This window comes from Blochmannia endosymbiont of Camponotus nipponensis, from assembly GCF_009827135.1.
Classification (GTDB): Bacteria; Pseudomonadota; Gammaproteobacteria; order Enterobacterales; family Enterobacteriaceae; genus Blochmanniella.
In genome coordinates this window covers 349,248-363,877 of the sequence record NZ_CP046534.1, presented here as the reverse complement: position 1 = coordinate 363,877, position 14,630 = coordinate 349,248, and the positions used below count along the sequence as shown (strand labels likewise).

At 26.3% G+C, this 14,630-nt stretch carries 13 protein-coding genes and 1 tRNA gene; 8 read left to right on the top strand and 6 right to left on the bottom strand.

The genetic code is table 11. The features are described 5' to 3' along the window. The first annotated feature begins 228 nt into the window (after window positions 1–228). Window positions 229–1,350 (top strand): LptF/LptG family permease, encoded by a 1,122-nt coding sequence (locus GN161_RS01555; protein WP_159714932.1) that lies wholly within the window; start codon window positions 229–231, stop codon window positions 1,348–1,350. Between the two features lie 5 nt (window positions 1,351–1,355). Beyond that, window positions 1,356–2,429: an LPS export ABC transporter permease LptG gene (gene lptG, locus GN161_RS01550; RefSeq protein ID WP_159714930.1), complete on the top strand. Its 1,074-nt coding sequence runs from the start codon at window positions 1,356–1,358 to the stop codon at window positions 2,427–2,429. Window positions 2,430–2,442: 13 nt separating this feature from the next. Here the strand turns inward: lptG and GN161_RS01545 are convergent, their stop codons facing one another. Then, window positions 2,443–3,339 carry a LysR family transcriptional regulator gene (locus tag GN161_RS01545; protein WP_159714928.1) on the bottom strand — a complete coding sequence of 299 codons (897 nt, stop codon included), beginning with the start codon at window positions 3,337–3,339 and terminating at the stop codon, window positions 2,443–2,445. A gap of 459 nt (window positions 3,340–3,798) precedes the next feature. On the opposite strand from GN161_RS01545, the gene GN161_RS01540 reads away from it, so the two are divergent. The 4 genes from GN161_RS01540 to GN161_RS01525 all read left to right on the top strand — a co-directional run bounded on the left by GN161_RS01540 (window position 3,799) and on the right by GN161_RS01525 (window position 5,992). Then, window positions 3,799–3,881: transfer RNA gene (locus GN161_RS01540), tRNA-Leu, on the top strand. 354 nt (window positions 3,882–4,235) lie between these two features. Beyond that, a complete protein-coding gene (locus tag GN161_RS01535) occupies window positions 4,236–4,376 on the top strand; it encodes a hypothetical protein (RefSeq protein ID WP_159714926.1) in 141 nt (46 codons plus the stop codon). A gap of 18 nt (window positions 4,377–4,394) precedes the next feature. Continuing rightward, window positions 4,395–5,039 carry a metal ABC transporter ATP-binding protein gene (locus GN161_RS01530; protein ID WP_159714924.1) on the top strand — a complete coding sequence of 215 codons (645 nt, stop codon included), beginning with the start codon at window positions 4,395–4,397 and terminating at the stop codon, window positions 5,037–5,039. An 89-nt stretch (window positions 5,040–5,128) separates the two neighbouring features. Then, the gene (locus GN161_RS01525) at window positions 5,129–5,992 is read left to right on the top strand and encodes a metal ABC transporter permease (RefSeq protein ID WP_159714922.1); all 864 of its coding nucleotides are present in this window, start codon (window positions 5,129–5,131) and stop codon (window positions 5,990–5,992) included. A gap of 569 nt (window positions 5,993–6,561) precedes the next feature. Here GN161_RS01525 and lptB read toward each other — a convergent pair. Genes lptB through lptC form a run of 3 tightly spaced genes read right to left on the bottom strand, consistent with a single transcriptional unit; the run spans window position 6,562 to window position 8,410 of the window. After that, complete coding sequence (gene lptB / locus GN161_RS01520; protein ID WP_159714920.1) at window positions 6,562–7,287, bottom strand: LPS export ABC transporter ATP-binding protein; 726 nt, start codon at window positions 7,285–7,287, stop codon at window positions 6,562–6,564. Between the two features lie 45 nt (window positions 7,288–7,332). Further along, window positions 7,333–7,785 (bottom strand): lipopolysaccharide transport periplasmic protein LptA, encoded by a 453-nt coding sequence (gene lptA / locus GN161_RS01515; RefSeq protein ID WP_236840120.1) that lies wholly within the window; start codon window positions 7,783–7,785, stop codon window positions 7,333–7,335. 34 nt (window positions 7,786–7,819) lie between these two features. Continuing rightward, entirely contained in the window at window positions 7,820–8,410 is a 591-nt protein-coding gene (gene lptC / locus GN161_RS01510; RefSeq protein ID WP_159714916.1) for an LPS export ABC transporter periplasmic protein LptC, read from the bottom strand. A gap of 2,436 nt (window positions 8,411–10,846) precedes the next feature. Here lptC and GN161_RS01505 point away from each other — a divergent pair. Both GN161_RS01505 and murA read left to right on the top strand, forming a co-directional pair. Continuing rightward, complete coding sequence (locus tag GN161_RS01505; protein ID WP_159714914.1) at window positions 10,847–11,113, top strand: BolA family protein; 267 nt, start codon at window positions 10,847–10,849, stop codon at window positions 11,111–11,113. Between the two features lie 41 nt (window positions 11,114–11,154). Then, a complete protein-coding gene (gene murA, locus GN161_RS01500; protein WP_159715533.1) occupies window positions 11,155–12,420 on the top strand; it encodes a UDP-N-acetylglucosamine 1-carboxyvinyltransferase in 1,266 nt (421 codons plus the stop codon). Window positions 12,421–12,547: 127 nt separating this feature from the next. Here the strand turns inward: murA and GN161_RS01495 are convergent, their stop codons facing one another. Together GN161_RS01495 and GN161_RS01490 are read right to left on the bottom strand one after the other, a co-directional pair. Then, window positions 12,548–13,924 (bottom strand): Do family serine endopeptidase, encoded by a 1,377-nt coding sequence (locus GN161_RS01495; RefSeq protein WP_159714912.1) that lies wholly within the window; start codon window positions 13,922–13,924, stop codon window positions 12,548–12,550. 208 nt (window positions 13,925–14,132) lie between these two features. After that, window positions 14,133–14,531, bottom strand: a complete 399-nt coding sequence (locus tag GN161_RS01490; protein WP_159714910.1) for a Z-ring associated ZapG family protein — start codon at window positions 14,529–14,531, stop codon at window positions 14,133–14,135. Between the last annotated feature and the right edge of the window lie 99 nt (window positions 14,532–14,630).

Genomic DNA, 14,630 nt, shown 5'->3' with positions numbered 1-14,630 from the left:
CAAATGATGTATTAAAAAAAATAAGTCAGCGGAATATTCATTATAATATACTTTGTGTAAAACAGTTAAGTATATCATTATAAAATATGATTGTTTCTATAATTCAATACAAAATATTATTGTATCATCAATAAATTGATTATATATGTTATTTTTTTTTAAAAATTATAATCTGTTATCATTACGATACTGATTTTTTATGTAAAAACAAGGTTTTTAGTTAAAATAATGATATTTACTAAATACATATTAAAAGAAATATTTAAGAATCAGTTGATTATTTTAATATTATTATTTTTTGTTTGTTTTTGTCAAAAATTAATTAAAATGTTGAGTTTGATAATAGATAGTAATATATCAATGCACTTAATTTTTTTATGCCTTGGGTTAAATATACCAGAGGTAGGAAAATTGCTTGTTCCCTTAAGTGTATTTTTGAGTGTACTAATTACTTTTTATCGATTACATATTCATAATGAAATTATCGCCATGTATTCTTGTGCTGTAGATAAATATATTCTTATAAGGAGTGTATTTTTTTTTAGTGGGATCGTTGCGATATTTGCTATAATCAATATAGCGTGGTTATCTCCTTATTGCGCAAACTATCAAAGTAGATTGTCATATGAAATTAAGAGAAATATTAATGTATCTGTTTTTTCAGAAAAAAAATTTCAACTGTTGGTTGATAAATATTTAATTTTGTTTGTGAATAGTATTCAGGGAAATAAATTAAAACAAATTTTTTTAGCAAAAACAAATCAAGATAAAGACAGTAATATATTTACAATTATTACTGCGGATCAAGGTAATGTTTATCAACAGGTTGATGGTTCTCGGTCAATAATTTTAGAAAAAGGCACATGTTACAATATTTATAATAAATGTGAGTTGTTTAAAAATATATGTGTTACTGATTTTTCTCAGTATAAAATGTTGTTTAGTAATACTTTTGACTCATTTTTACAAGAAAATAAGTCTGTTAATCAGATGTCGATGTGTCAATTATGGTGTTCCTCTGAACCAGAAATGCAGGTAGAGTTGCATTGGCGTTTCACTTTATTAATATCTATTTTTATTATGCCAATGATTACGACATTATTAATTATTACTGTTTCACATAATTATTTAACAAATTTGTTTTTAACAGTGGTTTTGTATACAATTTTTTTTATTTTGCATATTTTTTTGCGCTCCTATGCTCTTCTAGAAAAAATCAATCCTATAGTGTGGGTATGGGTTATCAATGCTGTTTACTTATTAATAGTTTTATTGCTTAATTTATGGGATACTTCTTGTATTAAAAAATTAGTTTTAACAGGATATTATCGTAGTCATATAAAAATATAGTATATATGTATAGTGTTTTAAATTATTACATTAGAAGAGTGATTATATCAAATATAACAGTGGTGTTTTTAGTATTGTTATCTCTATCTAGTATAATGAGATTAGTTGATGAGTTACGTAAAATAGGAGAAGGAAATTATTCTGTTTGTGATATTGTTGTTTATATTATCCTAAATGTACCAAAAGACTTTGAATTATTTTTTCCTATAGCAACTTTGCTAGGTGGTCTTTTAGGTTTAAGTGTTCTTGAGATGCATAATGAATTTATAGCAATGCAAGTCTCTGGATTTAGTAGGTTACAAATTATTTTATCAGTAATAAAAGCTTCTATTCCTGTGTTATTATGTAGTTTTATTTTTAATGAATGGGTAGTACCTAATAGTGAAAAAATAATGTGTGCGTATCGTAATCAGTTACAATATGATACTGGTTTATTTCCTATAAAGATTAAAAATTTGTGGTTTATAGATAATAATGATTTTGTTTATGTTGAGTGTGTAGCAGATTATGACGAATTATTAGGAGTAAAGCTGTATAATTTTAGTCAGGAAAAAAAGTTGAAAAAAATATTTTATATTGAGAGAGCGGTATTTATTAATAAAATTTGGCATTTGATTGATGTGAATGAATTGGATATTTCTTCAGAAACCTGTTTTACTAATAAAAAAATACCACATTCTGAATGGCACCCTATTTTAACTCCGTATAGATTATCTATGATGATTACTCATCCTAATGTTTTACCTATATCTAAGTTATATCACTGTGTTAAATATTTTGATAAGATTGGTCAAAGTTCTAAATATTATCAGATAATTTTTTGGAATAAAATATTATCTCCTATTTCCGGATCAGCTATGATTTTAATGGCATTAGCGTGTACTTTTGGGCCATTGTGTAAAAAAAATATGGGTGTTAGATTATTCGTAGGAAGTATAGTGGGTTTTTTATTTTATATTTTAAATCAAATTTTTGGAATATTAAGTGGTATATATAGTGTTTCACCGATAGTTGGATCGATATCGCCTAGTATAATTTTTTTAATTATTAGTATAGTTATTATATGTATATATTTATGATTTCATAATCTCATCATAATTGACTCAAAAACATATTTTTAGTAAATTCTCGTAACCATTTATGAGCGGGAGAATGGTTGAATTTAGAATGCCATGCTTGAATGACATTTTTTTTTCCTAGGTTAAAATCTGTATTAAAATGTGTTACTGGTATGTTTAATCGCTGTGCAATTATTAATACAAATTCAGGGATTATTGCTAACGCATCTGAATGAATGACAGCGTTTACGGTAGCAATATATTCCGGAGTAATGCCAATTAAGTTGCGTTCTTTCCAAAAATTTTTATTATATTCATTAGAATTGGTGAAATATTCATTCTTAGTTTTAATAAATTGATATTTTAATAAATTATCTATATTTTTATTTTTGGAGAGGATAGGATGATGATTTCTACATATTAGGTAACATTTGGATACGTAAATAGTTCTGATGGTTATTTCAGGGTTAAGTGCGCGCATTTCTCCTATGTATAAATCAATGGTATGATTTCTTAAGAAGTCATCGTCGTAATCTGAGTCGTTGACTAGATTGATAAATGTATTGGGAGCTTTATTTTGTATTTCTTTAAACAAAATAGTGCTAAGAATAATAAAAATAGAATTATTTGATGCAATAGTAAATGATATGGAAGTAATTTTGGGTTCAAATAGTATGTTATTATTAAATATTGATTCCATGCGATTCACTAATTCTTTAATATTTTCTTTTAGATCGATGGCTTTAGGTGTTGGAATTAATTTAGTGCCACTACGAACTAAAATTTGATCATTAAATAAAATGCGTATTTTATTTAGAGATTTGCTAATGGCTGGAGCCGTGACGTTTAATTTTTTTGCTGCTAAGTTTACGCTATTATTTTCTAGTAATGCATTGAGTACTACTAGTAAATTGAAATCAAAATTATTCATATAATAAAATTGTCATATAATATTTATTTTACCAAGTATTATAATATATATCTATATAATAGTAAAATATATTAATGTAATCAACCATAATATTATTATCAATAATAGATACATCAGGTAAAAATATAATATGAACATTTATATGAAATAGGAAGCATAAGTGATGAGTGTATTAGATATGAATAAGAATTTTTGATACGTTATTGTTGAAGGTGATATGGAGAATGTTTATTTTGATAATTGCTCCTATTATTCATGCGGATAATATAGATGAGTGTTTTAATATTTTTCTTTTCATTTAATAAAGGTTAAAGTAGTTACTATAAATATTATATATTAATGATTGTAAAAAATTGTTTTTTTATATTAAATAATATCTTGTAAAATTTGGTAAAGTTTGGTAATTATGTGGTTGTGTTAAAAACATGGGTCATAAATATATGCATATGTATTTATTTGGCCGAAGTGGCGAAATGGGTAGACGCAATTGATTCAAAATCAATCACCTTAACGGTATGCCGGTTCGAGTCCGGCCTTCGGCAGTTGATATAAAATAAGGTTACAGTGAATACTTTAAATGAACAAATATTTTTAATTTTTTAACTTTGAATATTACATTTTTATAATTAAAGAAATAAGTATATTTTTAATAATATAAAATTGATGTGTTCTATGAAAATAGGTTACATATTCTAATTATGGATTAGAGCGTTTTAGTGATAATAGAAGTATTAGGATGAAAATTAACAATCTTTTATATGATGTATATATTATGTATTAATTAAAAATTTTTAGTGAAAGTATGTGGATTTTTTTTTGAAGGAAAGGGAAAAAATTGGAGGGTTTTAATTAATAAAAGTTATGTTATAACATAACTTTAAAAGTTAAAAAATACCATGCTGTCATTTTATTCTACACGACGTCTTTCTATTAGTATGAGATTATTTATTGCGTCAGGTTTAGTTCGTATGCTTATAGTTCTGGTGGTCTTATTGTGTTTATGGGTTGCTATTTTTTGGTCTTCTTTGTTACCATGATATAAGATATATAAATCTATGATGACATTATATAATTTAATAGTGGGTTACTACGGGCGTAACGTTAGTCCATCCGTAAGTGGCCGGATTAAGCATGGTAGTATGATTGCAATTATGGGTCCCAATGGGATAGGTAAATCTACTTTATTAAAAACATTAGCTGGATTGTTGCCTCCAATAGCCGGTCGATTAGAATTTGGAAAAAAAGGTAGACCTCGCATGAGTTATTTACCTCAGGATACAACCATAGATCATCATTTTCCATTAACCGTATTTGATGTAGTCTCCATGGGTTGTTGGCCAAGAACAAATTTATTTCAAAAACTCAATTGGCATCAAAGAGCTGTAATCTGGCGTTCTTTAGAGCAGGTAAGATTGTTAGATGTACTACATCAATATATAGAAAACTTGTCTGGCGGACAAGTACAACGTATGTTATTTGCTAGAATATTGGTGCAACAAGCATCTTTAATTTTGCTGGATGAGCCATTTCAAGGAATTGATATAAATACTTGTAGAATCATGATACGTGCGGTAAATTTATTGTGTAAGCGTGGGTGTACTGTGATTGCTGCGTTACATAATCATGAATTAGTAACTGAATATTTTCCTAATACATTATCATTAACTTGTTCTTGTAGTATTTGGAATGCGACTATATAAGCAGAAAATATAATTTTGAGTATTTTTAATTTTTATATGTATATTGTATTAATGTGAATATTTGTTTTTTTAAGAAAAGAAAAGGTTTTATGATTGTTCATATGTTGTTTGATCCTTTTATTGATTATGGGTGTATGCGAAGAGCTATAGTCGCATGTTGTGTATTGTCTATTAGTACAACACCAATAGGTAGTTTTTTAATGTTAAGACGTATGAGTTTAGTGGGAGATGTATTATCTCATGCTATATTACCAGGAGTGGCTATAGGGTATTTTTTTGCAGGCATGTCATTTTTCGTTATGAGTATAGGTGGTTTTATTTCTGGTTTAATTGTTGCGATATTGTCTAATTGGATTAGTGATAAAACATTGTTGCAGAAAGATGCGAGTTTTGCGGGACTTTATCTTGGATCATTAGCTTTTGGGATAATACTGATGTCGTTACATGGTTCTAATGTAGAAGATTTATTGAGTTTATTATTTGGATCTGTTTTATCTGTAAATTTGTTACATTTAAAGTGTATTGGAGTAATTAGTACAGTAACGTTGATTTCTGTTGCATTGTTTTATAGAGCTTTGATTATTGAAATATTTGATCCAGATTTTTTAAAAGGAAATGATGCCGAGGCATCGAGATTTATTCAAATATTTTTTTTATCAATAGTTATGTTGAATTTGGTAGCAAGTTTCCAAATTACCGGTACTTTAATGTCTGTTGGATTGATGATGTTGCCTGGGCTTTCAGCTCGATATTGGGTTAAAAGTTTAATAAATATGCTATTATTGTCAGTATTTATTGCTGTGTTGTGTTCATGGATAGGATTACTTGGGGCATTTTATATGTCTTTGCCTGCAGGTCCTGCTATAGTGTTATGTGGTAGTATAGTTTTTTTGATTTCGGTATTTTTTGGAATAAATAAAGGTATTTTATTTTCTATGTATCACAAAGGTTAAAATGTTTGTGTATTGATTAAATTGTTTATTTTATATTGAAAAAGGCGTTAAATATTTTTAAAAATTTAAATTTTGTTAGATATAGATGTATGATAATGTATAGATACATGAACTGTGTGTAGCCTTATGTAATATATATAATTAATATACATATAAATATGTTCATGTTAACAGTGTTTTTTAATTAAATTTAAAAAAAATGGAACTTTTAAAGTATGTAATTTTGTTCAAAGAGGTATGGGGTAGTAATAAAATGGTCAGTTTTAAGTGAAAATATAATGACTATAAATAAGATACTGTACGCTAATAAAAGTATTTATATGGTATAGAAATATAGTGAGTAATGTGTGTAAATGTGTTAATTTATAGTTGATAATATATTAATGATGTTTTTGTATTTATTTTTGATTGAAATTATTGATTTTATTATTTGTGGATTAATTTAAGTGGTAATTTTTATATTGATAATATATTTAAATTAAATTTGAAGTTATTAGTTTTTGAACTTGAAAAATTTTTATTTTTGATAATAATATGTATTATATATAATATGTATTCTACTAATTTTTTTATAGTTTAGATATATTCCCTAGATATACTTTTTGCACGTGTTTGTTATCCCATATCTCATCAGGAGATCCGTGAGCAATTGATGTTCCTTGATTAACGATATATGCCCGTTCGCATATACGTAATGTTTCTCTTACATTGTGATCAGTTATTAATATTCCGAGATTGCGTTCTTTAAGTTGTTTAATAGTTTTTTGTATGTCTGTTATTGAGATGGGATCTACTCCAGAAAAGGGTTCATCAAGTAGTATAAATTTAGGATTAGCTGCTAATGCTCGTGCAATTTCTACGCGCTTCCGTTCGCCTCCAGATAATGTTTGGCCAATATTATTTTTTAGATGACTGATGCGAAAGTTTTTCATCAATTCTATAATGAGTTTATTGCGTTTTATTGCATTAAGATTTTTCTGGGTTTGTAATATGGCCATTAAATTGTCAAATACAGTTAATCGTCTAAAAATCGAGCTTTCTTGAGGTAAGTAGCCAATTCCTAATCGGGCTCTAAGATAAATTGGTAGTACACCAATATCTTTTTTATCAAGTAAAATACTACCGGAATTATGTTGAACGATGCCTAATATCATATAAAATGTTGTTGTTTTTCCTGATCCATTTGGACCTAATAATCCAACAATCTCTCCAGAAGTTATATATAAATTTATATTTTTAACTACATATCTGCCTTTATAAATTTTAGACAGATTTTTTATAGTAAGTGTTGTCATGTCATTAAAGTATAATCAATGATATAGCATATATACAGTGTTCTGTTAGATTGATTTTTTTGATAAAGTGGTAATCACTTTATTTCCTTGATGGGAGATAGCTTTCATTTTTTTGTTTTTTATTGAATATATGATTTTATCACCTTGTATGGAATTGCCTGATTGTTCTATATAAGCATGACCAATAAAAATAATAGTATCATTATCAGCATTATAATGCATTATTAATGATCGAGCAAGTATTGTATTTCCTATTTCTTGATGCTGTTTTAGAGTGACAGGATTTCCATGCGCTTCTATCTTAGATAGATTATGTGTATCTTTTGTATGAGCAATTAATATTTTATCTGCATTAAGATCAATATTTTTATATTTAAGAGTAACTTGACCTGTAAAAACTATTGTATTAGTTAACATATTAATTGACTGACGTGAAGAATAAACTTGAACTATTTGAGGATTTTTATGTGTTGAAGCGTGAGAGTGTGTAAAAATCAAAAATATATTAATATAAGTACATATTATTTTGTATTTACCATGCATGTTGAATGTCATAATAAATTTGTGTATTATCAATTAATTTTGCTGTTTGTGTATGTAAATTAGCATCCATTTTCATCCCGATAGAATAAAAACAATGACCATGTATAATTACTTTTTCATTTGAAATGAAATCTTGGGTTATTAAGTTAATTGTTGCTTGATTTGTTTCAATGGATTGAAAGCATGCGTTATTTTTTAAATTTGTAACATAAACGTATTCGTATAAATGTAATATTTTTTCATAACTTAGTTTAGCTTGATTTGCCGTAATTTTCCATGTTGGAATGTTTTTTTCGTCAAAAGCAGTAACATTAGGATATATGAACCAAGTAATTTGTTGGTCTGAAAAATATTGAATACAATGTGCTGTTAATTTGAACTTAAGTTGTCCTATTTTATTATATATGTTGATTACTACATTGTTACCTTGACGGGTGCATATTCCGTGATTAGTGAATGAGTGCGATGATACATTAGGTATGATTAATGATTTATTTATAATAATAGATAAAAGAATTATTATTAATATTAATGAAATTAATATTAAAGTATATTTTTTTATTTTTTTTTTATCTTGCATTGTGTTTATCGATTTATATACCTAAAATGTTATAGGGGATAGAATGATATAAATTAAAAGTTATTTTTATAATTATAAAAGTGTTAATATTTTTATGATATATGGTATCTAAAATATTAGATATTGTAAGTTTATATAATTAAATTTTTACAGATGTTATCTTTATAATATGTATAAATATTTTGTATGGTTCAATGTTATTGAAATGAAAGTTATAAACAAACAGTTTTTTGTGTAAAATGATCAAAAAAATGTTTTTCAATATATACACTTGTATAAATCAATAATTTGTATTGTTTTATTTATACTAATGATTTATAACATGGTATATTTTATTTAAATATTATACATTTATTTATTTTTATGTGTTTTTCAATTGTGGTTTGTGTTGGCTTATTGTGGTTTTTCATTGTTTTTAATTTTAAAAATTATATGAATAATATGTATTATATATTATTTTGACATGTGTAAATTTTAAAATCTCTTTATTTTTTATTAAGAGTGTATTTATGTATGTAATATGAATTATTTTTATATTAATCAATACAAATATAATATAAAAATCATGTAATTATTAAATGGCTTATGTGTGTTGTAGTGATTATACCAATTAATTGGATAATTTAAATTTATTTTCTTATAAATTTATTGATGCAGTATAATTTATACTATGTATTTCTAATATGCAATACAAATAAAAATTTGAGAATATATTGTAACAGTATAACAAATGCATTTATTTTTAAAGAAAAAAATCGAAAAATTTTTTATAAAAGAACTATATTTTTGGATTTGGAATATGGAACAATAAAGAATGTTTTTATATTGTAAAAGTATGAAAATATATATCTCTATATAAGATCTGTTTTTATTATTTTTTATGTTGTATTGGATAGTATAGTTTTAATCTATTTATTTATTAATATAGTAGATAGATATTTATGGTAGTATATGTATTTTGTGATTTTGAAATAAAAATATTAAAGAAATTATATATTTTTTATGTAATTAAATTGTTTGGATTTAGATATATTAATTTTTATACGAATTTACTAACTTTAATAGCATTAATTATTCATATGGTGGTATATTTATTATAGCGTAATAAATAAAAGTGGGTTGTTATAGAATTGGAAATGTGGGAGTTGCATTACAAAATTTAAGTATAAAGCAGTGTCTTTTGTAAAAGTATTGTTATTTATAGTCGTTCATGTTAATAGAAAATTAATTTTTAAAAAATAGTTATTATAAGTACTATAAAAATAGAAATTATAAATGTCATACTGTATTTATGTTAGTAATTGGATGATTTAAATGTTCTTTATTTATTTAATAACAACTATTTTGAAATTAAAATTTATGTGAGTAATGGTATTATTGCTGATTAGCATTACTAAATATAAGTGTATATTCTGACAGTAGTTGGATGCTGTATATCAGTACAATAAATATTGTTTAAAATTTATTAATTATAGTTGATGATATTATCATGAGCTGAATAATAATTTCATATATTATTTTAATGTGTTATTATGAGAATAATATTTCATAATGATGATTGTGTACAAAAAAATTTTTTATCTTTTTATATTTTTTAATAATAGATATAAGATTTTTTATATAAAATATATATAGAATATCATTGTATTTTATTTTTTAAGTTTTATCATCAAGATGATATGCATAATTGTGATGATATTTAACATCTTAATTTTCTAATTTTTTGATTATATAATTGAGGGTAGATTTTTTATCATTAGTAAAAAAATTGATTTTGATTATATAACATGTCATTTTATTTTTAATCTCTTATTTAAAGATATTATATAGTATTAATATATGAGTAATTTTTTTTGGAAATTTTATTAAAGTTTATGGTATTGATGTTATCAATGATCATAATTATCATTATGGCAAGATCATATATTTGTGTTGTATATATTTAGCAATATGTGGTGATAAAAACGTTTTCAGGATGCAATGTTATAGAACAGATAGAAAAATTAATAATTTATCTTGAAAAAGATAATACACAATTTTATTGTTAAAGATAAACAATAAAATTGTGTATTTGGATTTGCTTTTATATTTGAATGAGAAATAGTATCAACACTGATTTAATTATAATGAAAAGCAGGGATATATGTGAAAATTTTAATAATATCGAATATTGATTCTTATTAGTGTATTTTGTGTATCTCATATATTTTATGTTATAATTCATTTTTATTTGAATTTTTCAAATAGTAATGGTAGTGACTGCATATTGTTTTTAATAGTATAAATAATCATTGTTTGGTTTATATGAGCTAAAAATTGTATGATATTTTTCACTTAAAAATTTATAGTATAATAATTATCAGATATAAAAAATATGAAAATATAATTTTTTTGAGTTATTATTGTGGTTATTTTTACTAGAATGGTTTGAAAATTATGAATGTAGATGAAGTGAAAAGTATTTTATTACAGCATTTATCATTAGATGAAGTGTATGTTACTCTTTATGAGGATAATTATCAAATTGTTGCTATAGGTCATGTTTTTTATGATATGAATGAATTAGAACGTCATAAAATTATATACGCTCCTCTTATGAAATATATATTAAATAATGAAATTCATGCTATATCTATTCAAGCGTTTAACCCTGAAGAATGGAACGAGAAGCGTCGGTTGTGTAGTATATCAAGTAGTTGTTAATTCTTATAGTATTAATATATGATTGATGTTAAATGATGATAATGGATAGATTTTATATTCATGGTCCTACTCCTTTAAGCGGGGAAGTGAATATATCAGGGGCGAAAAATTCTGCATTACCAATTTTGTTTGCTACGTTGTTAACTGAAGAACCGGTGGAAATTTTTAATGTTCCTAAATTGAAGGATATTGATGTTACTGTAAAATTATTACAACAATTTGGAGCAAAAGTGGAACATTGTGATGTGGTCTTGGTGGATGCCAGTAGTGTTAATGCAAGTTGTGCTTCTTATGATTTAGTTAGGTCTATGCGTGCTTCTATTTGGGCATTAGGACCATTAGTAGCTCGATTTGGATATGGAAAAATTTGGTTACCTGGGGGATGTTCGATTGGAAAAAGATCAGTAGATTTACATGTTAATGGTTTAAAACAGTTGGGAGCAACCATTATATTAGAAGAAGAGTATGTTATAGCTTCTGTGAATGGTAAATTACATGGTGCTCACATTGTAATGGATAAAATTAGTGTTGGTGCTACGGTTACTATCATGAGCGCTGCTGCTTTAGCAGAAGGGACTACTGTAATTGACAATGCTGCTCGTGAACCAGAGATTGTTGATACTGCTAATTTTCTTATTATGTTAGGAACCAATATTAATGGAGCTGGAAGTAATAGAATTACTATTGAGGGAGCTCAAAAATTAGGCGGTGGAAAATATTATATTATGCCAGATCGCATTGAAACTGGAACTTTTTTAGTTGCTGCTGCTATTTCACGCGCAAATGTAGTTTGCTTAAGATCTCGTCCAGATACTTTGCATTTTGTTTTAAAGAAATTAAGTGAATCTGGAGCTGATATTAATATTGGCAAGGATTGGATTGGATTGAATATGCATGGGAAAAGACCGAAAGCTATTACTATATGCACTAAACCATATCCAGGATTTCCTACTGATATGCAAGCACAATTTACTTTATTAAATATAGTGTCTGAAGGTACAGGAAAAATTATAGAAACAATATTTGAAAATAGATTTATGCATGTACCAGAGCTTATTCGCATGGGAGCTCGTATTGAAAAATCAAATAATATGATTGTTTGTCATGGTGTTGATTCATTAATTGGTACGCAAGTTATGGCAACGGATTTGAGGGCTTCTGCAAGTTTAATATTGGCCGGCTGTATTGCAGAAGGATTAACGATAGTTGATGGCGTATATCATATTGATCGTGGATATGATCATTTTGAAAGAAAATTAAAAGATATGGGGGCTCATATTGAGCGTATTACTAGTTATAAGAAATAACTTGATTATTAATTTTTCTTGATTTATATTTTAACATACAAAAAGTATTTATTTTTATCAAAAATTTGAACAATACAGGATGTATTATTTTTTTTGCAGTTGCATTTCTTTTCAAATAATATTAGACTTATCGGAGTAATAAAAAGATATTTGTATCTCCACGAACGATGTTAAGCGCAATGATTGGTGGTTTTTCGTTTAAAATTTTCCGTAATTGAGATAGATTATTGATTTTTGCGCGATTTAATCCGACTATTATGTCGCCTTTTTGTAGTCCAATAGAATAAGCTGGAGAATCTTTTATTACTTCTTCAACTTGTACTCCTTTTGTTCCATCTTTTAAATATCCATTACTTAAGGAAGCTCCTTGTAATGCTGGAGTTAACATTTCTTCACTAGTACTAACGGAGGTGCTGTCATCTAATAAGACTGATACTGTCTGTATTCTTCCGTCTCGCAATAATCCTAGCGTTATAATTTTACCTGGAGTAGTAGTACCAATTTTAACCCTTAACTCTGCAAAATTTTTTATTGGTTTCCCTTCTATAGATACGATAATATCTCCTGCTTTGATATTTGCTTTAGCGGCTGCAGTACCTGGTAGAACTTCGCTAACGAATGCACCACGTTGTGCATCTATGTTAAGTGCTTTGGCTATATCAGCAGTTAATTCTGTTCCTTTTATTCCTAATTGTCCTCGTTTTACTTCTCCAAATTCGATTAATTGTTGACTTAAATTTTTTACAATATTACTAGGAATAGCAAAACCAATACCAATATTTCCTCCTCCGGGTGCTAAAATGGCAGTATTGATACCAATTAATTCTCCATGCAAGTTAACCAGAGCGCCTCCAGAATTTCCTCTATTTATGGAAGCATCAGTTTGTATAAAATTTTCTAATCCTTCAAGGTTTAAACCGCTTCTTCCTAATGCTGATATAATTCCAGAAGTTGCTGTTTGACCTAATCCAAATGGATTGCCAATTGCAACAGCAAAATCACCAACTTTTAAAATATCAGAATCAGCCATTTTTATTTCAGAAAGATTTTTAAACTTCAATAATTGAAGTAATGCCAAATCAGTTTGTTCATCATGTCCTACTAATTTGGCATTAAATTCTCGACCATCATTAAGTTGTATCTTAATTTTATCTGCGCCATTGACAACATGATTGTTAGTAATAATATATCCTTTGTTAGCATTAATAATTACTCCTGATCCTAGTCCTTCGAATGGTCTAGCTCCGAAGTTGCCTCCAGGAATGTCTGGTCCAAAAAAATATTTAAATTCTTTAGGTAAAGTAAGTCTTTTTGCAGGTTGCATGCCTTCTACATGTACACTTACAACAGCTGGCAGTACGGTATCTAACATGGGAGCTAAACTTGGTAATACTTCCGATGATATTCCTGTAGAGAATGTGGTATGATTTATGGAAGATTCAGAACATGACATTCCTAATATAAAGAATATACTTAATATATTAAATAAATGTGTTGTTTTCATAAATAATTAATTTGATTAGTTATCATTTTAAAAAATGATGTTTTATTTTAATTGTTGTTAAAAAATTTAATGCTAAATTATGTACATTTTATATCTAGAATTCATGTTTCATTCTTCATGGATTATAATACTAGAAGAATTATATTGCTTATATGTATATAGTGTGTGATGTATTAGGTCCTTTATGTAAAATAGTGGAATTTTTATGTTATTTATCGTCATGATTTTTTAGAATATTTTTAGTATTGCTAGAGTAATCTAATGGTGCTTCTATTGGTAATTGTTCATTTTTTGTTTTTGTTCTTTTTATATTAAATGTGTACATATTATCTTGAGTATGTATATTTGGTAAAAAAAATTTAGCGCTTTTTTTGACATTACGATATAGATGATGGTAATCTTCTGCCATTTTATTCAGTAATTCTATAGTGTGGACAAAGTGATTATTTAATTCTTTTTGATATTCATTTAGTTTAATTTTGTTATTTTGTAATTCATTATATAAAGTTTTTTGATCATGTAATAAATAACGTGCTTTGTAATACATTATAGATGCTCCTATAACAATTCCAATCATTAAGCTTACGAGTATGTATATCCATACCATGAGAATACTCCTAAATTTGTTTTATGTGGTGTATTGTTGTGTTGCTCATTGGATGATATGTGATCATTTTTTATTGATATTTATTGTATAAATGCAACG